The 20,717-nt window shown below is 40.1% G+C and carries 22 protein-coding genes and 1 pseudogene; 17 read left to right on the forward strand and 6 right to left on the reverse strand.

All coding sequences use genetic code 11. From position 1 onward, the window contains the following. Positions 1–316: 316 nt before the first annotated feature. On the reverse strand, positions 317–940 hold the full coding sequence (gene lexA / locus ACTWPM_RS04645) for a transcriptional repressor LexA (RefSeq protein ID WP_014643370.1): 624 nt from the start codon (positions 938–940) through the stop codon (positions 317–319). A gap of 323 nt (positions 941–1,263) precedes the next feature. On the opposite strand from lexA, the gene ACTWPM_RS04650 reads away from it, so the two are divergent. The 8 genes and pseudogenes from ACTWPM_RS04650 to ACTWPM_RS04685 all read left to right on the forward strand — a co-directional run bounded on the left by ACTWPM_RS04650 (position 1,264) and on the right by ACTWPM_RS04685 (position 7,354). Next, positions 1,264–1,929, forward strand: coding sequence for a YneB family resolvase-like protein (locus ACTWPM_RS04650; protein WP_443131902.1), 666 nt, complete (start codon positions 1,264–1,266; stop codon positions 1,927–1,929). 96 nt (positions 1,930–2,025) lie between these two features. Continuing rightward, a complete protein-coding gene (locus ACTWPM_RS04655) occupies positions 2,026–2,259 on the forward strand; it encodes a DUF896 domain-containing protein (protein ID WP_443131903.1) in 234 nt (77 codons plus the stop codon). 179 nt (positions 2,260–2,438) lie between these two features. Next, entirely contained in the window at positions 2,439–4,448 is a 2,010-nt protein-coding gene (tkt, locus tag ACTWPM_RS04660; RefSeq protein WP_443132032.1) for a transketolase, read from the forward strand. Between the two features lie 464 nt (positions 4,449–4,912). After that, entirely contained in the window at positions 4,913–5,131 is a 219-nt protein-coding gene (locus tag ACTWPM_RS04665) for a YneF family protein (RefSeq protein ID WP_173380447.1), read from the forward strand. Between the two features lie 142 nt (positions 5,132–5,273). Then, positions 5,274–5,978, forward strand: coding sequence for a cytochrome c biogenesis CcdA family protein (locus ACTWPM_RS04670; protein ID WP_443131904.1), 705 nt, complete (start codon positions 5,274–5,276; stop codon positions 5,976–5,978). Positions 5,979–6,045: 67 nt separating this feature from the next. Then, positions 6,046–6,474, forward strand: a complete 429-nt coding sequence (locus ACTWPM_RS04675) for a Na(+)/H(+) antiporter subunit B (protein ID WP_443131905.1) — start codon at positions 6,046–6,048, stop codon at positions 6,472–6,474. A 29-nt stretch (positions 6,475–6,503) separates the two neighbouring features. Continuing rightward, a pseudogene (locus tag ACTWPM_RS04680) lies at positions 6,504–6,852 on the forward strand (response regulator). A gap of 34 nt (positions 6,853–6,886) precedes the next feature. Next, positions 6,887–7,354 (forward strand): CcdC family protein, encoded by a 468-nt coding sequence (locus ACTWPM_RS04685; RefSeq protein WP_443131906.1) that lies wholly within the window; start codon positions 6,887–6,889, stop codon positions 7,352–7,354. Positions 7,355–7,386: 32 nt separating this feature from the next. Here ACTWPM_RS04685 and ACTWPM_RS04690 read toward each other — a convergent pair whose 3' ends face one another. After that, entirely contained in the window at positions 7,387–7,815 is a 429-nt protein-coding gene (locus ACTWPM_RS04690) for a DUF2621 domain-containing protein (protein ID WP_443132033.1), read from the reverse strand. A 292-nt stretch (positions 7,816–8,107) separates the two neighbouring features. Between ACTWPM_RS04690 and acnA the strand changes: the two genes are divergently transcribed. From acnA to ACTWPM_RS04725, 7 genes are all read left to right on the forward strand, one after another. Continuing rightward, positions 8,108–10,813 carry an aconitate hydratase AcnA gene (gene acnA / locus ACTWPM_RS04695; RefSeq protein WP_443131907.1) on the forward strand — a complete coding sequence of 902 codons (2,706 nt, stop codon included), beginning with the start codon at positions 8,108–8,110 and terminating at the stop codon, positions 10,811–10,813. A gap of 156 nt (positions 10,814–10,969) precedes the next feature. Then, the gene (locus ACTWPM_RS04700) at positions 10,970–11,566 is read left to right on the forward strand and encodes a TlpA disulfide reductase family protein (protein WP_443131908.1); all 597 of its coding nucleotides are present in this window, start codon (positions 10,970–10,972) and stop codon (positions 11,564–11,566) included. A gap of 51 nt (positions 11,567–11,617) precedes the next feature. After that, the gene (locus ACTWPM_RS04705; protein ID WP_443131909.1) at positions 11,618–11,761 is read left to right on the forward strand and encodes an FbpB family small basic protein; all 144 of its coding nucleotides are present in this window, start codon (positions 11,618–11,620) and stop codon (positions 11,759–11,761) included. A 102-nt stretch (positions 11,762–11,863) separates the two neighbouring features. Further along, on the forward strand, positions 11,864–12,085 hold the full coding sequence (gene tlp / locus ACTWPM_RS04710) for a small acid-soluble spore protein Tlp (RefSeq protein ID WP_443131910.1): 222 nt from the start codon (positions 11,864–11,866) through the stop codon (positions 12,083–12,085). 134 nt (positions 12,086–12,219) lie between these two features. Further along, on the forward strand, positions 12,220–14,478 hold the full coding sequence (locus ACTWPM_RS04715) for an AAA family ATPase (protein ID WP_443131911.1): 2,259 nt from the start codon (positions 12,220–12,222) through the stop codon (positions 14,476–14,478). A gap of 3 nt (positions 14,479–14,481) precedes the next feature. After that, a complete protein-coding gene (locus ACTWPM_RS04720; protein WP_443131912.1) occupies positions 14,482–14,907 on the forward strand; it encodes an acyl-CoA thioesterase in 426 nt (141 codons plus the stop codon). Continuing rightward, positions 14,907–15,212 carry a hypothetical protein gene (locus tag ACTWPM_RS04725; RefSeq protein ID WP_443131913.1) on the forward strand — a complete coding sequence of 102 codons (306 nt, stop codon included), beginning with the start codon at positions 14,907–14,909 and terminating at the stop codon, positions 15,210–15,212. The genes ACTWPM_RS04720 and ACTWPM_RS04725 overlap by 1 nt, the downstream gene beginning before the upstream one ends. A gap of 167 nt (positions 15,213–15,379) precedes the next feature. Here the strand turns inward: ACTWPM_RS04725 and ACTWPM_RS04730 are convergent, their stop codons facing one another. The 4 genes from ACTWPM_RS04730 to plsY form a co-directional block, all read right to left on the reverse strand. Continuing rightward, positions 15,380–15,667 (reverse strand): HesB/YadR/YfhF family protein, encoded by a 288-nt coding sequence (locus tag ACTWPM_RS04730; protein ID WP_443131914.1) that lies wholly within the window; start codon positions 15,665–15,667, stop codon positions 15,380–15,382. Positions 15,668–15,781: 114 nt separating this feature from the next. Beyond that, the gene (gene yidD / locus ACTWPM_RS04735) at positions 15,782–16,003 is read right to left on the reverse strand and encodes a membrane protein insertion efficiency factor YidD (protein ID WP_443131915.1); all 222 of its coding nucleotides are present in this window, start codon (positions 16,001–16,003) and stop codon (positions 15,782–15,784) included. A gap of 11 nt (positions 16,004–16,014) precedes the next feature. Beyond that, the gene (gene folE2 / locus ACTWPM_RS04740) at positions 16,015–16,947 is read right to left on the reverse strand and encodes a GTP cyclohydrolase FolE2 (RefSeq protein WP_443131916.1); all 933 of its coding nucleotides are present in this window, start codon (positions 16,945–16,947) and stop codon (positions 16,015–16,017) included. A gap of 190 nt (positions 16,948–17,137) precedes the next feature. Beyond that, positions 17,138–17,719, reverse strand: coding sequence for a glycerol-3-phosphate 1-O-acyltransferase PlsY (gene plsY / locus ACTWPM_RS04745; RefSeq protein WP_443131917.1), 582 nt, complete (start codon positions 17,717–17,719; stop codon positions 17,138–17,140). 402 nt (positions 17,720–18,121) lie between these two features. On the opposite strand from plsY, the gene ACTWPM_RS04750 reads away from it, so the two are divergent. Both ACTWPM_RS04750 and ACTWPM_RS04755 read left to right on the forward strand, forming a co-directional pair. Further along, positions 18,122–19,186 carry an ABC transporter ATP-binding protein gene (locus tag ACTWPM_RS04750; RefSeq protein WP_443131918.1) on the forward strand — a complete coding sequence of 355 codons (1,065 nt, stop codon included), beginning with the start codon at positions 18,122–18,124 and terminating at the stop codon, positions 19,184–19,186. Continuing rightward, the gene (locus tag ACTWPM_RS04755; protein ID WP_443131919.1) at positions 19,183–20,709 is read left to right on the forward strand and encodes an ABC transporter permease/substrate-binding protein; all 1,527 of its coding nucleotides are present in this window, start codon (positions 19,183–19,185) and stop codon (positions 20,707–20,709) included. Before ACTWPM_RS04750 ends, ACTWPM_RS04755 begins: the two co-directional genes overlap by 4 nt. The last annotated feature ends 8 nt before the right edge of the window (positions 20,710–20,717 follow it).

Here is a 20,717-nt window from a genome sequence, read left to right on the forward strand (position 1 = left end):
TATAGGTCAAGCTTTACGTATGGTTTTAGGTACCAGTGAGTCGGTTTATTACATAAGTTCCCTTAATGAAATACTTGGTAAACCAGCACTTTTCTAGAATAAGATTAATCTTGCGAGGATGAAGAAAGGAATCTGATGGGCGAAGCAGTTCAATAGACGTGGGAACCTCAATCTCGGATGGAACTTTTCAGCTGTTGCTCTTGTTCGTCTACAAAATAGTAAAGAACGTGTTTTATTTTTTCTTCTATATATTAATAGGATAAATTGGTAAAAAATGAAAAAAGGGCAGCTCTTAAGAGCTGCCCTTAATATTTGCTTAATGAACCGTACGGTATAAACCTACAACCCGTCCAAGAATAGCAACATCATTTAGAAGAATAGGTTCCATGGTAGCATTTTCAGGCTGTAACCGGATATGGTTTCTTTCTTTGAAAAAGCGCTTCACGGTAGCTTCTTCATCCTCTGTCATGGCTACTACAATATCTCCATTTTGAGCTGTCTGCTGTTGTCTCACGATCACCATATCACCATCAAGAATACCGGCTTCAATCATACTCTCGCCCTGTACAACAAGTACGAACGTGTTATCGTCTGTACCAGCTAAAGAGTCAGGCAGTGGTACATATTCTTCAATATTTTCGACTGCGGTAATAGGAGAACCTGCCGTTACTTTACCAATAACAGGCGCATAAGAGGCTTCACTTCTAGGGATACTGTGATCTTCCTCTAATTCTATCACTTCAATTGCTCTTGGTTTAGTAGGATCTCTTCGGATATACCCCTTTTTCTCTAATCTTGACAAATGTCCGTGCACAGTCGAACTGGATGCCAGACCCACGGATTGGCCGATCTCACGAACAGAAGGCGGATAACCTTTCATAATTACCTGCTCTTTAATAAAGTCTAATATTTCTTGCTGTCTCTTTGAAAGTTTACTCATAGATTTACACCTCGTACATAGGATTTATATTAACCACATTGTACCATGCCTACTTAAATAATACAAACAAGCGTTCGAAAACATCGGTTGACAAGAACTATTGTTCGTATATAATTGGTAATAGAAAAAGCGAACATTAGTTCTTAAGAACGTTCGTTCCTAAAAATGGAGGGTCTAATCATGTTCAACAAACTTTCAAAGCTCGATGTAACGTATCTCGTACTGTTTATCGCAAGTTTAGCCTTTCTTTACTTTTCAATGGTCTCCATTGGATAATCTATTATATGCTGTATGAGAAGATTTAATAGAAAGGGCCGAACATCATGAGAGTTATCCTATATTGTCGTGTAAGTACCGAAAAAGAAGCACAAGTTTCTTCATTGAACAGACAAAGAAACGAATTAAATCAGATGGCCGCACACCACAGTATGGAAGTTGTGGATTGTATAGAGGAACAAGCAAGTGGTTACGAAATTGAACGGGAGGGGATTTTCCGCTTGCTTGAGTATTTTTCTAATAGGGAAGCAGAAGCTTTGTTAATTCAAGATGAAACTCGACTTGGACGCGGGAATACCAAAATCGCATTATTTCATCAATTGAATAAATTGGACGTTCAAATCTATTCACTATCTCATGAAGGAGAACTGGAGATAGCTGAGTCTGACTCTATGGTCCTTCAGATTGTGGGTATTGTAGAAGAATACCAGCGGAAAATACATAATATGAAGATTCGTAGAGGAATGAGAAAGGCAGTAGAGGAAGGCTATAACCCTGCTGATAATCTGTCAAATCAACACTTGGCTCCTGGACGAGAACGGATTGAATTTCCCATAGATGAGGTTGTTCGTTTACGCCAGAATAAATTGTCATTTAAAGATATAGCTGCCACTCTTCGCGGACTAGGGTATGATGTATCCAAGGCAACGGTCCATAGAAGATATCAGGAGCACGTCTTACTTGAAAAAAAAGAAGAGAAGGGTTACGATTAAATAAGTGACAAGGGTCCTCTGGCCACTTGTCTTTTTCTTGTTCGCACATGAATCGATCCTGTGAGTCACAATATATACAAAAAGGGGTATTGATCTATGTTATCTAAAGAAAAAATTGATCGTATAAATGAATTGGCTAATAAATCTAAGCAGGAAGAATTAACTGCTAAGGAAAAAGAAGAACAACAGGATTTAAGACAGCAATATTTGAAGAATGTTCGTAAATCATTTAAGAATCAGTTGAAGGGCGTTACCGTTATAGACCCTGAAGGAAAAGATGTGACCCCTAAGAAATTAAGAGAAATGCAGGAAAATGAAAAGAAGAACTGATTATTAATCCGTACAGTTAATGTACGGATTTTATTTTGTTTAAAAAACCCTTTTCAGGGAAAGTTAAACAAAGGCATTGGATTTTTCTTGAAATATCGCCCTGGCGCTTGTTTCAAACGAAATTTCATTATAGGATAATACATGTACATATTTACGAAAGAGAAAGGGGAATGGCGATTATGGCAAATAGCCTTGAACAAACTTCAATAAATACAATTCGCACACTTACTATCGATGCCGTTGAAAAAGCAAGCTCCGGACATCCAGGAATGCCAATGGGGGCAGCTCCTATGGCGTATACCCTTTGGACACAGTTTATGGATCACAATCCTAAGAACTCTGACTGGTTCAACCGCGACCGCTTTGTACTATCTGCGGGGCATGGATCTATGCTTCTATACAGCCTCTTACATTTATCAGGATATAAAGTGACAATAGATGACCTTAAGTCTTTCCGTCAGTGGGACTCTAAAACTCCTGGACACCCTGAATACGGACATACAGACGGTGTAGAGGCAACTACGGGTCCACTTGGCCAAGGTTTGTCTATGGCTACCGGTATGGCAATGGCTGAAGCACATCTAGCTGCTAAATACAATCGTGACAACTATAATGTAGTAGATCATTACACCTTTGCTATTTGTGGTGATGGAGATTTAATGGAAGGCGTTTCTCAAGAAACAGCTTCTTTAGCCGGGCACCTTGGACTTGGAAAGTTAGTCGTACTGTATGACTCAAATGACATTTCCTTAGATGGAGATTTAAACCGTTCCTTTAGCGAAAGCGTTGAAAAGCGCTACGAAGCTTATGGCTGGCAAGTTATACGTGTCGAGGACGGAACGGATACAGAGGAAATTACAAAGGCTATTCAAGATGCCAAGCAGAATACAGACCAGCCGACTATGATCGAAGTGAAAACAGTAATTGGCTATGGTTCACCAAACAAATCCGGTAAGTCTGCTTCTCACGGTGCTCCGCTTGGAGAAGAAGAAGTTACAGCAGCGAAAGCTCATTATGAGTGGGAGCACGAAGAGCTCTTTCACGTACCAGAAGAAGTTTATCAGGATTTTAAAGAAAAAGTTCAACAAAACGGCGAACAGAAAGAACAGGCCTGGAATGAACTTATGAAACAATATAAAGAAAGCTACCCTGAGCTGGCTGCTGAATTTGAAACAGCAATTAAAGGGGAGCTTCCTGAAGGATGGAAGAACGAGCTTCCAACGTATCAAGCTGGTGAAGACAGTCCGGCAACCCGTGCTGCTTCAGGTGATGTGATTAATGCCCTTTCTGCTAAAGTTCCATATTTCTTCGGAGGAAGCTCAGACTTGGCAGGTTCCAATAAAACAACTGTAAAAGAAGAAGAAGATTTCTCACGCAATAACTATGCCGGCCGAAATATCTGGTTTGGTGTTAGAGAATTCGCAATGGCCGGAGCTTTAAATGGTATGGCCTTACATGGGGGGCTTAAAGTTTATGGCGGAACATTCTTTGTATTTAGTGACTACCTGAGACCAGCGCTGCGTCTATCTGCACTAATGAATCTTCCGATAAACTATGTCTTTACCCACGATTCTGTAGCTGTCGGAGAAGATGGGCCAACTCATGAGCCAATTGAGCAATTGCCTTCTCTTCGTGCAATGCCAAATCTATCTGTAATCCGTCCTGCGGATGGAAATGAAACAAGTGCGGCATGGCAGTTGGCTTTAGAATCTAATACCACTCCAAATGCGCTAGTATTAACTCGTCAGGGTCTTCCAACACTTGAAGGCACGGCAGAAAACGCTTATGAAGGTGTTAAGCATGGTGCGTATATTTTGAGTGATTCTGATAAGGAAGAGCCAGATGCCATTCTGTTAGCTTCGGGATCTGAAGTACAATTGATTGTTAAAGCACAAGATGAACTTAAGAAGAAAGGTTATGACGTTCGCGTTGTAAGTATTCCTTCTTTCGATCGCTTTAATGCTCAAAGCAGAGAATATCAAGAGAGCATCCTTCCTTCTAGCGTTCGTAAACGTCTAGCTGTAGAGATGGCTGCTTCATTTGGCTGGGAACGCTACGTAGGTCTGGACGGTTCTGTACTCGGCATCGACCGCTTCGGAGCCTCAGCCCCAGGAGATACTATTATCGAAAACTTTGGTTTCACTGTAGATAACGTAGTCAAACATGCTGAGAATTTAATGAACTCCTAAGGTCAATTAAACAAGCTGTTGGTATTCTACCGACAGCTTGTTTTTATATTTCAGCCGCTGAGTGGTAGGCAGAATACGTATGGGGAAAAATAATTTACAAATTTTCTCTCCATAACCCTCTCATAAATCTAAGAAGTAAAATGCGATAGTTAAAGGATAAAAAATTGCTTGATAGCTAAGCTTCCGTTCTTCGATAAAAACTCACAATATGATATAATAACTAATAAGAATTATTGTTGTCTTTTTCAGTGTGAAAGTCTGTGGCAGGCAGAAAATGTCGTGTTTAAGCCAGTATAGGATGTCTTCCCGCTCATTTTTAGCGTCAACCGGACGAAGATCATTATGGCTGGGTGTTCCCATTGGCAGGCGAAAGTTTATTATCGTAAACGACTATTGTATTTCTGTGAACCATTTACTATACTGTTATGGGAGATAACACGAAGGAGGAAGACGAAGACATGACTTTGGGTATTATATGGGTTATCGTCATTGCTGTACTCACTCTTATCGGAGGAGTAGCTCTTGGCTTTTTCATCGCAAGAAAGTATATGATGAACTATTTGAAGAAAAACCCGCCAATTAATGAACAGATGCTTCGCACATTGATGATGCAGATGGGACAGAAGCCGTCTCAGAAGAAGATCAATCAAATGATGCGTTCCATGAACAACCAAATGAAATAATCAAAATAAAGCCTTCTTTCTGGTTGAGGAAAGAAGGTTTTTCTTATGATCAATTTATGACGGGAAGTTCACATATGATTCATCGTTTTTTTAAATGCGGTCTGATACAATAGGAGTCTAGTATAATTATGGAGGAAGCGTTATGTCAGAAATAAACATATTTATAGCTTTTGGTGCTGGTTTCTTATCATTCATATCTCCGTGTGTACTTCCACTGTATCCTGCATTCCTCTCATACATAACAGGGATGAGTGTTAGTGAGTTAAAAGAAGATAACGCCATGCTGAAGCGCAAAAGTTTATTGCACACCATATCATTTTTATTAGGGTTTACTACAATTTTTCTAGTTCTAGGATTTTCAGGATCTTTTTTATCCCAGTTTCTTATTCAAAATGATACGATAATAAGGCGTTTAGGAGCTATTTTAATTATTTTCTTTGGCTTTGTCATTATTGGTGTCTTCAACTTTCAATTCTTAATGAAAGATCGGAAAATTTCGTTTAAAAATAGACCTGCAGGGTTTATTGGTTCTTTTTTGATTGGATTGACCTTTTCTCTTGGGTGGACACCTTGTACTGGCCCGATCCTGTCAGCCGTGTTAGTATTGGCTGCTGACAGCCCTGAATTATTTATGGTAATGATGCTTGCCTATTCACTTGGCTTTTCTGTGCCTTTCTTAGTCCTATCCTTCTTTGTAGGAAAATTAAATTGGGTAAGAAAGCATAGTGGAACTATAGTTAAAATAGGAGGTTATCTTATGATTCTAATGGGAATCGCTTTATACTTTGACTGGATGACCGACTTGACCTCTTACTTAGTTGGCTTATTTGGATTTCAGGGCTTTTAAGAAATGGATTTTCGAGAAACTTTATATTATGATGAAAACAGGAACAACAAAGTAAAGGAGTATGAATATGACCCGTACTAATGACATTATTTTACGAGCAACTACTACATTAATTGCGTTTATTATTTTAGGATTTTCCATCTATTTATTCTTCGCTGGTCACAACGCCCCAGGTGGCGGTTTTATTGGAGGATTAATGACCTCAGCAGCCTTTGTACTTATGTATATGGCCTACGGAATACGTTCCATGGAAAAAATTCTGCCGATCAACTTCCGCTACGTCATTCCTGTAGGGTTAATTATAGCTTTAGGGACAGGGATCGGTTCATTTATTTTTGGCCAGCCTTTTTTGAGTCAGACCTACGCTTACTTTCAACTTCCTATTTTAGGTAAGACGGAACTTGCCACAGCATTATTATTCGATCTGGGTGTGTATTTAACAGTCGTGGGTATAACGATGACCATCATACTCACAATTGCAAACGATCGAAGTTGAGATTTTGAGGAGGAGTTTGTACGGCTCGGATATTAGTAGTGGATGATGCCAGCTTTACACATTTAACGCTTACAATAATTTGAAAAGTGCGAACCATAAAGTCGTAGTAGAAGCGGCTGATGGAAAGAAAGCGGTAGAGCTCTATCTTTCACTTCAGCCAGATCTGATAACTATAGACATTACTATCCCTGAGATGAAAGGCCTTGAAGCACTTACACAAATTTAAAATTATTCTGAGGATACTAAAGTGGCAAAGTGTACCGCTTTGGGACAGCAAAAGTTGGTTGTGAAAGCGATAGAAAACGGAGCTAAAGAATTCATTACTAAACCTTTCGATGAAAGAATGGTACCGAGGCCGTCGAACGTGTGTTAAGTTAAGAAAGGACGATCAGAAAAGAAAGTGTGAATGTATATGTTTTGGTTAATAGCAAGCACAGTGGTGGCAGCTTGCATGGCTACTGCTATGATTTTTGTTAGAATGCGAGCAGCCAGGCAGCCGGCTAGTATAAAGAAAATCATTCTCCCGCCGTTTTTCATGAGTACCGGTGCCTTAATGTTCATTTTCCCGGTTTTCCGGGTGGAGTGGACGCAAGTGATTGAAGCTGTAGTTGTAGGAATGCTTTTCTCCATTTTCTTAATTCGAACTTCCAAATTGGAGGTGCGAGACGGTGATATTTATCTTAAACCCTCCAAAGCGTTTGTATTTATTTTATTCGGATTACTTATTCTGCGGGTCATCCTAAAACTTATTATCGGTCAAACTATTTCCTTTGGAGAGACGAGCGGAATGTTCTTTTTGCTGGCTTTAGGAATGATTCTCACTTGGAGACTTGCCATGCTCAGACAGTATTTGCGACTTGAAAAAACGTTAGAAACATAAAAAGAAGACCCGGTATAATCTGCCGGGTCTTCTTAACGTTCAAATAATGGCTGGTAAGGTTCCAGGTCAATATTCTTTTCTTCAAGTTTTTTAATTAGGAATTTATGATCCCGTTTGGGAGTGGCTAAGATATATCCTTCTATGATCACTTCTTGAGTTATTTTCTTGCGTTTTTTTTCCAAAGCTACTTGACCTATTCTTCCAGCAATTTTTTGACGGGCAACATCACGGAATAATTCTGGAACCGGAGAAACTAATTCCTCTAAGAGATCTTTTTGTTCCTGGGTCCACATTTTGCGTGTTTTATCCACGTAGTATTCTTCCCAATCAATTATTGATTTACCATCTTCTTTTGGCAGACGTTTTAAAAACTTGCGAAACATAAAAAAGCCGCCGATCCCCATTAACGTGATAAGAATAAAGGTCCAAGCAATGATAAAAAGGGCAAATCCGCCTGACATATTATCACCTGTTTCATTCATATATAAACTTATTTTAATTATAAAAGGAACCTTCATGAAATACAAGGCAGCTGGTGACGAAAAGTAATCTACTTCTTGAATTTTCCATAAATCGTCGAAATATAAAAAATTGTGTCTATTTATTTTACTTATAAATCGTTTTCATTTACAATAAGGGGTGCAGATTTGTGAACTTATCTAAACAAAGGGCGCAAATGTACTATAATTGGGGAATGGAGAAGCCTTTATAACAGGGCTCGCCATTAAATTATGATGAGGGGGTAAAAGGAGTATGGCTAGCAATCCATATAATTCTCGCAAACAATTTGACCTAAATGGCCAAACGTACAACTATTATGACTTAAAAGCCTTAGAAGAAGCGGGACAGGGCAAGATTTCCCGTCTGCCTTTCTCCATCCGTATTCTGCTTGAATCTCTTCTGCGCCAGCATGACGGCCGTGTAATTAAAGACGAACACGTAGAGAGTCTAGCAAATTGGGGAACTAGTAAATCAAAAGGGGAAGATGTTCCATTTAAGCCTTCCCGTGTAATTTTGCAGGATTTCACTGGAGTACCTGCCGTTGTAGATCTTGCATCACTTAGAAAAGCAATGGTGGATATGGGCGGAAGTCCTGAAAAGATTAATCCGGAAGTACCGGTAGATCTTGTTATTGACCACTCTGTACAAGTTGATAAATACGGTACAGCAGATGCACTTAACATTAACATGGAGCTGGAGTTTGAACGGAACCAGGAACGGTATGAATTTCTTCACTGGGCCCAGAAAGCCTTTGATAACTATCGTGCCGTACCACCAGCAACAGGGATTGTTCACCAGGTAAACCTTGAATATATCGCGAATGTTGTCCATGCCAAAGAGGATGGCAACGGTGCATATGATACTTATCCCGATACACTTGTCGGAACAGATTCCCACACAACTATGATCAATGGACTTGGAGTCCTTGGCTGGGGTGTAGGTGGAATTGAAGCTGAAGCAGGAATGCTAGGACAGCCTTCATACTTCCCGGCACCAGAAGTTATTGGTGTGAAGTTAAATGGAAGCTTCCCTCAAGGTACAACAGCTACCGACTTGGCTTTGAAAGTTACGCAAAAACTTCGTGAGCAGAATGTAGTCGGGAAATTTGTTGAATTCTTCGGTCCTGGGTTACAGGAAATGCCGCTTGCAGATCGTGCTACAATTTCAAATATGGCTCCTGAATACGGAGCAACTTGCGGATTCTTCCCAGTAGACGGCGAATCACTTGAATACTTACGTTTAACGGGACGCAGCGAGGAGCAAATTTCTCTTGTGGAAACGTATTGTAAAGAAAACCAGCTATGGTATGATCCATCTCTAGAAGATCCAGAATTCACTTCTCTGGTTGAAATCGATCTCGGAGAACTGGAACCGAACCTGTCTGGTCCAAAACGTCCACAGGATTTAATTCCGCTTTCCAAAATGAAAAATTCATTTGAAGATGCTGTAACTGGCCCGGCCGGAAATCATGGGTTTGGTCTTGATAAATCAGAATTTAAAAAAGAAGCAGTAGTTCAATTTGAAAGTGGAGAAAAAGCGGTTATGAAAACAGGAGCATTGGCTATTGCCGCCATCACTTCCTGTACGAATACCTCAAACCCGCACGTTATGCTTGGAGCAGGACTTGTAGCGAAGAAAGCTATTGAAAAAGGCCTTGATGTTCCAGCTTACGTAAAAACCTCCCTGGCACCTGGATCTAAAGTAGTTACCCGCTATCTTGAAGACTCCGGGCTAATGGAGCACTTGAATACGCTAGGCTTTAACCTGGTAGGCTACGGTTGTACTACATGTATCGGTAACTCCGGCCCGCTGCTTCCTGAAATTGAAGAAACGATTGCTGATAATGACTTGATTGCTTCTTCTGTCCTCTCTGGAAACCGTAACTTTGAAGGCCGTATTCACCCGCTTGTTAAAGCAAACTATTTGGCTTCACCGCCTTTAGTAGTTGCTTATGCACTCGCAGGTACCGTGGATATCGACCTGAAAAATGAAGCAATCGGTAAAGACCAGAATGGAAATGATGTATTCTTTGACGATATCTGGCCTTCTCAAGAAGAAATCAAGGCGGAAATTGCAAGAGTTGTAACTCCAGAAATCTTCCGTAAAGAATATGAAAATGTCTTTAATTCCAATGAAAAATGGAATGAAATTAATACAACAGATGAGCCGCTTTATGACTGGAATGATGATTCCACCTATATTCAGAACCCACCGTTCTTTGAGGGATTATCCAGTGACCCTGAATCCGTTAAACCACTTAACGGCATGCGGGTTATCGGTAAATTCGGTGACTCTGTAACTACAGACCATATCTCTCCAGCCGGTGCTATCCCTAAGGATATGCCAGCAGGTGAGTATTTACAGGAAAAAGGCGTCAGTCCACGTAACTTTAACTCTTATGGTTCAAGACGTGGTAACCATGAAGTCATGATGCGTGGTACATTCGCTAATATTCGTATTCGCAATGAGTTAGCGCCAGGTACAGAAGGCGGTTATACTACTTATTGGCCGACAGAAGAAGTCATGCCGATTTATACGGCTGCTATGAAATATCAGCAGGACGAAACACCTCTTCTTGTTATCGCTGGAGATGACTACGGAATGGGAAGTTCTCGTGACTGGGCCGCTAAAGGTACTGACCTGTTAGGCATTAAGACGGTAATTGCTCAAAGCTTTGAGCGTATTCACCGCTCTAACCTTGTTATGATGGGTGTTCTTCCTCTCCAGTTTAAATCAGGAGATACAATTGAATCTCTAGGATTAACTGGTCGTGAAACTTTTGATGTTCAAATTGGAGAAGATGTTAAACCACACGATCTTGTTAAAGTTACAGCAACCGATGAAGATGGCAATAAGAAAGAATTTGAAGTTGTAGCTCGTTTTGATAGTGAAGTTGAAGTTGACTACTATCGTCACGGCGGAATTCTTCAGATGGTTCTGCGTAATAAAATGAGTTAAGTTTCATATAAAAAAGCCGCCTTATTCTTAAGGCGGCTTTTTTACATAGGAGTGTGACAATATTTCTAGAATTTCTTCATTCATCTTTACAGACATATTTGTATTTCTATATTCTTATACTTAGTACATGAAGAATGATTAGGGGAGTGGACCAGGTTGGTTAAACAAGTGCTCGCTTCTGTATTTTTATTGGCTCTATTATCTCTAGTGGCGTACAACGTCTGGAGCGAAAGAGAGACAAGTCCTGCAGACAGTGAATTACAGACATATGAATCTAAAAAGGAAGAAAAAGGTGCAGGTATGACTGCTCCAAACGCTCCGAGCGGATTAAAAGAAGGTGAGAAAGCCCCAAATTTCACTGTAGAGACCTTAAAAGGTGAAGTTGTTCAGCTTTCAGATTATAAAGGGAAGAAAGTTTTTCTGAATTTCTGGGCCACTTGGTGTCCGCCATGTCGTGAAGAGATGCCTGAAATGGAACGATTTCAAAAGCAATATGGTGAGGAAGTAGCTGTACTTGCCGTAAATGGAACAGGATCTGAAACCAATATTGGTGAAGTACGGTCTTATATTGATAAAGGTGGTTACAGCTTTCCCATTCTTCTGGATAAAGACTTAGAAATACACCAGACTTATCAGACCATCTCTATACCTACCACTTATTTTATAGGAACAGATGGCGTGATACAGGAACCCCGAAAAGTTGGACCAATGAACTATGATTTCATGGTAAAAATGAAAAATGCTTTAGAATAGGTATAATACAGTTTCTTAATGGAAATCCTTAACAAAAAAGGAGAGATTTCCATGAGAAAAAAGAGAACATTATCTTTTGAAGATCTTGTTAAAGAGAATATTCGCTCTATAGAGGAAGATGAGCAGTTGATGGCTCAAATTGATGAGCGGATAGAACAAAGACATAATGATAGAATGAAGCAAATCCCATCATAATCGTTGGGATTTTTTTATGGTATAAAAGCTTTTTAACAGGGGAAATTAATGGGTGACTTTATGAAATTAAAGTCAACTTTAGGTTTAAAAGGAGGCCATCACATGACTCATCGATCTAATCCAGATAACCGATCAGACAATGTAGAGAAACTGCAAGAGAAAGTAACCAATACTATTGAAAACATTGAAGCTTCTCATGATTCTCTTGAGTTTGCTACGGAAGAGGAAAAGAAGACTATCAAAGATAAAAACAAACGAAGAAACCAATCCATTAATGCTATGCGTGAAGAAATCAAAGACGAGGCTAGTCACCAGGATTATTAATGATCAGAAACCGCTTCTAACTTTTTAGGAGCGGTTTTGTTATTTAATAGACTATAAGTAGAAAATCAAGTTCATCTACATAGAAAGCTTACTATGATAAAATGAATTACGGTGATAGGAAAGGAAGTGAATTCATGATTGCACAATTAAAACAATGGAAAAGTATAGATGAAAAGCCTCCGCTATCAGAAGTAGAGGCTCTTCGCTATTTTAATCAAGATGAAATAGAGGACAAAGAACTAAAGGCCCTCCTGTATGTTACGTTAGCCTATCATCGAATAAAGCGACATCCAGAACAGGAAAAACTAGCTGACCAATTTATTGATGAAGCGAGAGTGCTGGCCGGTAATCATTCGCTGGTCACTGACTTGTATGAATCGAAGCAGATTATGCAAGCTTATACTCATTTAAAGCACACTCCACTGGAACAGTGGTTACTTCATGAAACAGATCATGATTCAGCTAAAGCTAAAAAAGCTCGGTCTATATATGATGATGTAACAAAATTAAAAGCTCAATGGGATTCAGACCTGGCTTCTAAAACGATTATAGATGCGTCGAGCCGGATAAGGCTATATCAGGAAGTGTACGAACAATTAGATGCTCTTGAACAGATAATGGCAAATGCGCTCAATTCAATTGAGAATCGTCGAATACGGCTTCCGGTTAAAGATATTAATGAACGAACAAGAGAACTATCAGACCATCAGGATGAACTATATAAAAGACTGCCTCGTTTTTTAACAGATGCCTCGTCTGATAACCCATTGGAAGCCTTTGATCAAATGGTAGGTCTAAAGGACGTAAAAGCATATATTAGACGCTATTATCATTTTCTCAAATACCAACAACACAGGAAGAACTTTGGTTTCTCTATGGTAGATGAACCAGGCTTGCACATGATCATTACTGGTAACCCAGGAACAGGAAAAACGACAATAGCTCGTTTCCTGGCTAATATTTATCATGAATTGGGGATCCTTGATACTAAAGAAGTCGTCGAAGTCAACCGTTCTCACTTGGTAGGCTCTTATGTTGGTCAAAGTGAAGAGAATACAATGAACTATGTTAAACAGGCGGTTGGCGGAGTGCTCTTCATTGATGAGGCATACAGTTTGAAGCGTGAGGGGCAGACAGGTAATGATTACGGACAAGCTGTGATCGACACGCTGGTTTCTGCTATGACCGGTAAAGAATTTGGTGGAAAATTTGCCGTAATATTAGCAGGATACCCAGAAGAGATGCGTCAGTTTTTATGGTCAAATCCTGGATTGCGAAGCCGCTTTCCTGAACAAAACCATATTTCTCTTCCCGATTATAGAATGGAAGAACTTATCACAATAGCTGAGCAGACAGCCATTGAAAATGACTTTTTCTTTACTAGAAACGCCCTGAAAGAGTTTACTTCTCTTATTGATCGAGAGCGTGTGGACGAATCCTTCGGCAATGCCCGTACTGTGAAAAATCTAGTCATGAAAACTATTTTTCAAAAAGGGGCTCAAGAAGCAGAGCGAGATAAATCCCACTGGCTGGATCATATGAGAATTGATGAAAATGATCTGGCTTGGGATACCTCTACCCCTGATGAGGAGCTATCACCAAGGGACCGCTTAGATGAACTAATTGGACTCGACAATGTAAAGGCAGAGGTGCGAAAGTTATCTTCCTTTGTTCAAGCTCAGCAAAAGAGAAAAGAAAATGGATATCCTGTCGTTCCTATCCAACTACATTCCGTGTTTTCAGGAAATCCTGGTACAGGTAAGACCACGGTAGCAGAAATTTATTCGGATATTTTAAAGCAGTGCGGACTGCTTAAAAGAGGTCACATGATCGTTGTATCCAGAAGCGACCTGGTTGCCGGATATGTAGGCCAAACTGCGATGAAAACGAAGCGGAAGATCCGGGAAGCACTTGGGGGAGTTCTGTTCATTGACGAAGCTTATTCGCTTTATAATGGCGGTAGAGATGAATTTGGTAAAGAAGCTATAGAAACCATTGTCGATGAAATGACTAAACATAACGAAAATCTCGTAGTCATTCTAGCCGGCTATCAGCATGAAATGGAACAGCTGGTAGAAAGTAATCCTGGACTGTCTTCCAGGTTTAAAAAGTATTTTCATTTTCCAGATTATAATGAACAGGAATTATTGAAAATGACCCATTTTCAAGCGCACCAATTTGGTTACTCTTTTAACGAGTGGGCCGAAGAGTTCCTGCTGGAAAAATTTAAAGATCATCGAATTCGTGGAAATGGACGATTTGTAAATAACCTTGTTAATGAAGCCATTCAGTATCAGGCGACGAGAATTGTAGAAGATGACTCAGCGGATATGAATGAATTAGAAGTAAATGATCTTGAGAAAGCCTGGCAGGCAGTGAGAAGGGAGGCCTAAAGGATGAAAGTAGTAGAAACACCGATTCAGGTTAGGTACCAGGAAACGGACATGATGGGCGTGGTTTACCATGCCAACTATCTCATATGGTTTGAAATTGGCCGAACCGCTTTTATTGAGGAACTTGGATTTAAATACTCAGAAATTGAAAAACAAGGGGTCGTTTCCCCTGTGGTTGACGCCAATATAAGTTTTAAACATCCGGTTCGGTATGGAAATGAAGCCCTCGTAAAGACCTGGGTCGATGAGTATGATGGTTTGCGTGTTACCTACGGGTACGAAATTGTGCATGGAGATGGTAGATTAGCCGTCTCCGGACAAACGAAGCACGTCATAGTAAAAAAAGATAATTTTCGCCCGGTTTCAATCAGGCGCAGCTTCCCGCAGTGGCATAAAGCTTATTTAGCGGCTATGGAAGGAGATCGCTGATGGCTTTTGGTGTGAAAAGAAAGGAATTAGTTGATTGGAAAAGAAAAGTAGAGAAAGGTGAAATAGCTTTTTTAACTCACTTTTGGCTTGATGACCGTTTTCCAGGTTGCGATACGGTCACTAAAGTTGGCTGTTCTGATATAGAGAAACTAAGCCAATGGGGAGCTCAGTATGGCTTAAATGCCCGATGGATTCATCGTGATCCACGTTTTCCGCATTTTGATTTATTTGGTGAACACCAATATAAAATCTTAGTGAAAGAGCGGAAATGGGAGCACATTGAACGATTCAAATTAAAACCCTAATTATGAAGTCAAGGCGCCCCTCCAAAGGCGCCTTGACTCATCTAATTAAAAGTAGAGATATTACTCAGCTATTAGCAATTAATTTTTCATATGCAGGAATCTCCGCCAGGAATAGAAAACCAGAAACTTTTTACCCTAAAGGCTAAGTCTCTGGTTTGTTGGTATCCCTATTGATATTGAAAGTCTGGTTCTTCCCATTTAGAGCTGTATTCTACCTGCAAAGAGTGACCTCCGAAGTACCATTCGTCATCTTCTTCTATAAAATAAGTGATCTTTCCAACTTTTGTTTCCGCAATAGGTTCAGATGGCACTTCTATGCGAATTGCTAGAGAAAACCCCGGCTGAAGGCCACCTGTGCCTCCATATCGGACATAAAATCGAAGGCTTGTCTCTCCATCTACGTCTAGTTCTTCTTCATACCATTTAGCTGCTTCTTCTGTGACGGTAAGATCCATTATTTATTCAACTCCTTCTATTCTATGGTCATCCCATATGTTGTATCCGTAAATGCGGAGGTATAAACCTCATAAAATAGAAAGACAACCAAATCAAAATTAAAGGTGGTTGTCTTACTTGTTTTTATCAGGAACCGGGTCAAAGCCACCTTTATGAAAAGGGTGGCATTTTAGGATCCGCTTAGTGGTTAAATATGATCCTCTAATAAAGCCAAACCGTTTAAAAGCTTCTAGTCCATACTCCGAACAAGTAGGCTGGAAGCGGCAGCTTGGAGGGAAGAAAGGACTGATTCCTTTACGATAAAATTGTATAAGGGCTATCATGACATGCTTCATAGAACAAGTCCTTATTCTGTCTCTTGTTTTTTATCATAGCTGAGAGTGGCCACTGCATCGTGAAGATGGATAGATTCTTCGTTTCGGCATGTGACGGTAAAAGCTTCTACAAATTCATATTCATATAAATCAGCTGCAACCAGGCGTACGATATCTTCTACAAAGCGAGGATTTTCATAAGCCTGCTCGGTGACCATTTTTTCATCTGGTCTTTTCAAAACCGGGTGAATACGGGCACTAGCATTACTTTCCGCAGCCTCAAGTAAAGCTGCTTTCCAGTCAATCTCCTGCTCATTGAAATCATCTGTTAGTTTAACAGTCATAGATACGTTCCCTCTCTGATTGTGTGCGCTGTATTCACTAATTTCTTTAGAACAAGGACAAAGAGTAGTGATTTTACCGGTTAACGTAACCGTTACATCATGCCCGGTTTCTTCCTTATAGTCATCACGAATAGTAGCATCTGCATAGTTCATACCAGCAAGGTCAGAGTATGGCCCTTTTCTTTCAAAGAACCATGGGAAATGGACTTCCACTTCGGCATCTTTTTGTTTCAATCGACCGGCAAGCTCTTCGGTAAATCCTTTTAACGTAGCAATATCTATGGCAAACCCTTCATTGTGGTATTTATCTAATTGTTCTGTGAAGCGGCTCATGTTCGTACCTTTGCTACCTTTCTTAATGGAGGAACCAAATGAGAACGTGCCAATGGTTGTCTGAATTTCCGGAGTCAGGGTGCTTGGAATACGGATGGGGTGCTTAACATTTGAAATTCCCACCATATCAATATCAAAAAGGAAATCTTTTTTTGAATTTTGTAAATCAGCCATTTTATCTTTATCCACCGGTTTTGTACGTGGACCTGGTTTTACAGATCCAAATAATTGGTGGCGCTCTTCTTTGGAAGGTAATTGCTTATTGTGGTTTAGTTCAGTTTTGTTCATAGTAAAAGACTCCTTTCAGGCCTTCATTTCTAGTCAAAGTATACAATATGTAAATCTATTTATACAATTTAATGCTTTTACTAATGTGTTGGTAAAAACAGGATAAACCCCAGCACTATGGTGGTTTTACTATCGTTTCCACAAAAAAGGAGGTCTATGCCTTTTTAGCACAGACCTCATGAAAAGCAGGTTACATCCAAGTGATTTTAGGTTCAGTTTTGTTAATAATTCTTTTAATGTTAGATCGATGACGATAAATCACGAATAGTGTGAATAGGGAAATAACAATGGTTAACCCAAAGTCCTGCACAATTAGAGTAGCAATTATACCGGCGACACCACTAATCATAGATGATAGAGATACATATTTGCTAATGTATAAAGCCAGGAAGAAAGTGGCCAGAAGTATAAAGAAAATTATAGGATTAACTCCCAAAATAACGCCTCCGGAAGTAGCAACAGCTTTTCCGCCTTTAAAACCTGCAAAGACTGGATACATATGACCGATTACAGCAAAGATTCCAATGACGAGAGTAATGACATCAGCTCCAAATAATAAAGGAAAAGCTGTGGCTAGAGTTCCCTTAAGGATATCCGCTGAAGTTACAATCAAACCCGCTTTAATACCTAATACACGAAAGGTGTTGGTTCCGCCCAAATTACCGCTCCCGTGCTCTCTAATATCAGTATCATAGCCATATTTCCCTATTATCAGACCTGATGGAATGGATCCTAACAAGTAAGCGATAATAGCAAATAAAGCGTATTCCATGCCGCTCATCTCCTTTGTTGCTTTATTCTATTTTACCATGAGAGGTTAGAGGAAAGAACCCGGCTGCTTCATTGTAAACATTAAACTAATTCATTCTAAGTGTTATGTAATAAGAATTTGGGAAAAAAGAGGTGAAGAGACTTAAGACTTCATTTATTTTAAATTCCAGCTAACACATCTTAAGATATATATTCAGGCTCTTAAACTGTAACAACTTCCTATTATACCAATTCAGCACCTGGTGACAAGAAAATTTTTTCGCAAATTTCTATTATTGAGAAGATATAAATCACTTGTCTTCAATGTGTTCCAAATGATTTCGAATCTTTGCAAAATGTTTGAAATTGTGGAATTGTGGAAATATAGAATTCATATTTTATTTGAGTGAAGAGGGGGAAAACCATGATTACGTTCCAAGACGTAACTAAAACGTATCCTGACGGGACAACGGCTCTGAAAGACATCGCCTTGCACGTGAATGACGGAGAGCTGTTAACATTGATCGGTCCCAGTGGCTGCGGTAAAACGACCATGATGAAAATGATTAACCGATTGATTCACCCTACAGAAGGGTCAATAACTATACATAATAAAGATATTCGAGAATATAACATTCACGAACTCCGTTGGAATATTGGTTATGTATTGCAAGAAATTGCTTTGTTTCCTCATATGACAATTGAAGAAAACATTTCAATTGTTCCTGAAATGAAGAAGTGGAAAAAGAAAGACCTGTCTAACCGCATTGATGAACTAATGGACATGGTGGGTTTAGACTCTGAAAAGCACAGGAAGCGGAAACCGAGTGAATTATCGGGTGGGCAGCAGCAAAGAGTAGGAGTTATAAGAGCTCTGGCCGCCGATCCGGATATTATTTTAATGGATGAACCGTTTAGTGCTCTCGACCCAATCAGTCGTGAGCAGTTGCAAAAAGATATCAGACAGCTGCAACAGGAAATTCAGAAAACCATTGTGTTTGTGACCCACGACATGGATGAAGCGATGGCCCTTGGAGACAGAGTTTGTGTTATGCAAGCTGGAGAGATCGTTCAGCTAGACACTCCGCAGAATTTAATACTAAATCCTGCAAATGAGTTTGTGAAAGATTTCATAGGAAGCCGTAAAACTCCATGGGAAACAGCGGTGGACGTCATCATGGACCGGACAAAAAATCAAATGTATCCAGTGGCAGAATTAGAGAAAGGAACAATTCCGGAAAAAGGAACATTTGCCTTAAAAAATCCGGATGGAACATACGCTACTGCCGTGCATGATGGGGAAACTATGGATCTTCCTGCTCTAGAAAATGGAATGACTTTAAAAGAGGCTACAGCAGTTTTTGAAAAAACCGATTATCCTATGCTGCCTGTAGTTAAACAGGATCAGCTTCTAGGTACTCTTTCTTATAAAGATATCGTCTTTTACTTGAAAGAAAACCACCGTGAAAAAGGGGTGGGACAGTTATGAATCAATTCAAAGAGGTATTTATTCAACGACAGGATGTCTTACTTGAAAAAATCTGGGAACATTTACAGATTTCCATTATTGCTTTAGTAATTGCGACGCTCATTTCCGTACCTCTCGGATTACTATTATCTCGAAAACACAAGGTTGCTGAGCCGGTTATTGGGGTTACTGCTATACTACAAACGATTCCGAGTCTTGCGGTCTTAGCATTTTTGATTCCTTTATTCGGAATTGGCCAGACACCTGCAGTTATTGCTTTAACGGCCTATGGACTTCTTCCTATCCTTAGAAATACATACACTGGGATAAAAGAAGTAGACCCTGCACTTAAGGAAGCGGCTACAGGGATGGGAATGAATTCTTTTCGCCGCTTATCCCGTGTAGAGTTACCTTTGGCCATGCCGGTAATAATGGCGGGAATTCGTACGTCTATGGTTTTAATCGTGGGGACAACTACGATCGCTGCATTAATTGGTGCTGGAGGTTTAGGTGATTTAATTCTTCTTGGACTTGACCGCGGGGGTGACGTAAATCTTATTCTTCTTGGAGCTATTCCAGCCGCATTGTTAGCAATTATATTAGATGTGATCCTTCGACTGTTTGAGAGAACATCTGCAAAATCCGGATTCCGCTCTCTTGTAAGTCTATTGGTTATTGCCGCCTTAATCGCTGTTGGACCATTGGCATTTGGCGGCAAAGCAAAAAATGATCTCGTTCTTGGAGCAAAATTGGGATCAGAACCGGCTATTTTAATCAATATGTACAAACTCCTTATTGAAGAAGAAACCGATCTATCGGTAGGATTAAGGCCAAACCTTGGTAAAACTGACCTGGTGTTCAGTGCCTTACAGGAAGGCAGCATAGATATTTATCCAGAGTTCACAGGAACAGCGATAGTTTCTTTACTTGATGAACAGGCTAATAGCAATGAGCCCCAGGAAGTTTATCAGCAGGCAAAAGAGGGCATGGCTGAAACGTATGATATGGCGTTCTTAGAGCCTATGAAATTTAATAATACGTATGCTGTGGCTACAACACAGGAGCTTGCTGAAAGATATAACTTAGAAACCATCGGGGACTTAAAACAAGTGGAAGATCAGATTACCGCCGGTTTCACCCTTGAGTTCAATGACCGTCAGGATGGTTATCAGGGAATGAAAGAAGTGTATGATCTTAATCTTGGAGAAGTAAGAACAATGGACCCAGGATTGCGACAGGGAGCCATCAAGGATGGTGAAGTCGATATTATTGATGCATACGCCACTTCAGGTTATATGGTAGACTTAAACTTGAAGGTGCTGGAAGATCCTGAGAACCTGTTCCCTCCTTACCAGGGGGCTCCGCTTATGAGGCAGGAGACGCTGGACCGCTACCCTGAAGTACAAGATGCTCTCAACCAATTAGGAGGAAAAATAACCGGGGATAAAATGCGGCAAATGAACTATCAAGTTGACTTTGAAGATCGCAGCCCTGAAGAAGTCGCACGCGAGTATTTAGTGAACGAAGGCTTAATTGAAGAATAGGAGGTTGA

Origin of the sequence: Halobacillus sp. K22, from assembly GCF_052246795.1 — a bacterium.
Classification (GTDB): Bacteria; Bacillota; Bacilli; order Bacillales; family Halobacillaceae; genus Halobacillus.

Coding starts and splice junctions, on each gene's coding strand:
- lexA (WP_014643370.1), bottom strand. CDS start 940: ATGAGTAAACTTTCAAAGAGACAGCAAGAAATATTAGACTTTATTAAA.
- ACTWPM_RS04650 (WP_443131902.1), top strand. CDS start 1,264: ATGAGAGTTATCCTATATTGTCGTGTAAGTACCGAAAAAGAAGCACAA.
- ACTWPM_RS04655 (WP_443131903.1), top strand. CDS start 2,026: ATGTTATCTAAAGAAAAAATTGATCGTATAAATGAATTGGCTAATAAA.
- tkt (WP_443132032.1), top strand. CDS start 2,439: ATGGCAAATAGCCTTGAACAAACTTCAATAAATACAATTCGCACACTT.
- ACTWPM_RS04670 (WP_443131904.1), top strand. CDS start 5,274: ATGTCAGAAATAAACATATTTATAGCTTTTGGTGCTGGTTTCTTATCA.
- ACTWPM_RS04675 (WP_443131905.1), top strand. CDS start 6,046: ATGACCCGTACTAATGACATTATTTTACGAGCAACTACTACATTAATT.
- ACTWPM_RS04685 (WP_443131906.1), top strand. CDS start 6,887: ATGTTTTGGTTAATAGCAAGCACAGTGGTGGCAGCTTGCATGGCTACT.
- ACTWPM_RS04690 (WP_443132033.1), bottom strand. CDS start 7,815: ATGTCAGGCGGATTTGCCCTTTTTATCATTGCTTGGACCTTTATTCTT.
- acnA (WP_443131907.1), top strand. CDS start 8,108: ATGGCTAGCAATCCATATAATTCTCGCAAACAATTTGACCTAAATGGC.
- ACTWPM_RS04705 (WP_443131909.1), top strand. CDS start 11,618: ATGAGAAAAAAGAGAACATTATCTTTTGAAGATCTTGTTAAAGAGAAT.
- tlp (WP_443131910.1), top strand. CDS start 11,864: ATGACTCATCGATCTAATCCAGATAACCGATCAGACAATGTAGAGAAA.
- ACTWPM_RS04715 (WP_443131911.1), top strand. CDS start 12,220: ATGATTGCACAATTAAAACAATGGAAAAGTATAGATGAAAAGCCTCCG.
- ACTWPM_RS04720 (WP_443131912.1), top strand. CDS start 14,482: ATGAAAGTAGTAGAAACACCGATTCAGGTTAGGTACCAGGAAACGGAC.
- ACTWPM_RS04725 (WP_443131913.1), top strand. CDS start 14,907: ATGGCTTTTGGTGTGAAAAGAAAGGAATTAGTTGATTGGAAAAGAAAA.
- ACTWPM_RS04730 (WP_443131914.1), bottom strand. CDS start 15,667: ATGGATCTTACCGTCACAGAAGAAGCAGCTAAATGGTATGAAGAAGAA.
- yidD (WP_443131915.1), bottom strand. CDS start 16,003: ATGAAGCATGTCATGATAGCCCTTATACAATTTTATCGTAAAGGAATC.
- folE2 (WP_443131916.1), bottom strand. CDS start 16,947: ATGAACAAAACTGAACTAAACCACAATAAGCAATTACCTTCCAAAGAA.
- plsY (WP_443131917.1), bottom strand. CDS start 17,719: ATGGAATACGCTTTATTTGCTATTATCGCTTACTTGTTAGGATCCATT.
- ACTWPM_RS04750 (WP_443131918.1), top strand. CDS start 18,122: ATGATTACGTTCCAAGACGTAACTAAAACGTATCCTGACGGGACAACG.
- ACTWPM_RS04755 (WP_443131919.1), top strand. CDS start 19,183: ATGAATCAATTCAAAGAGGTATTTATTCAACGACAGGATGTCTTACTT.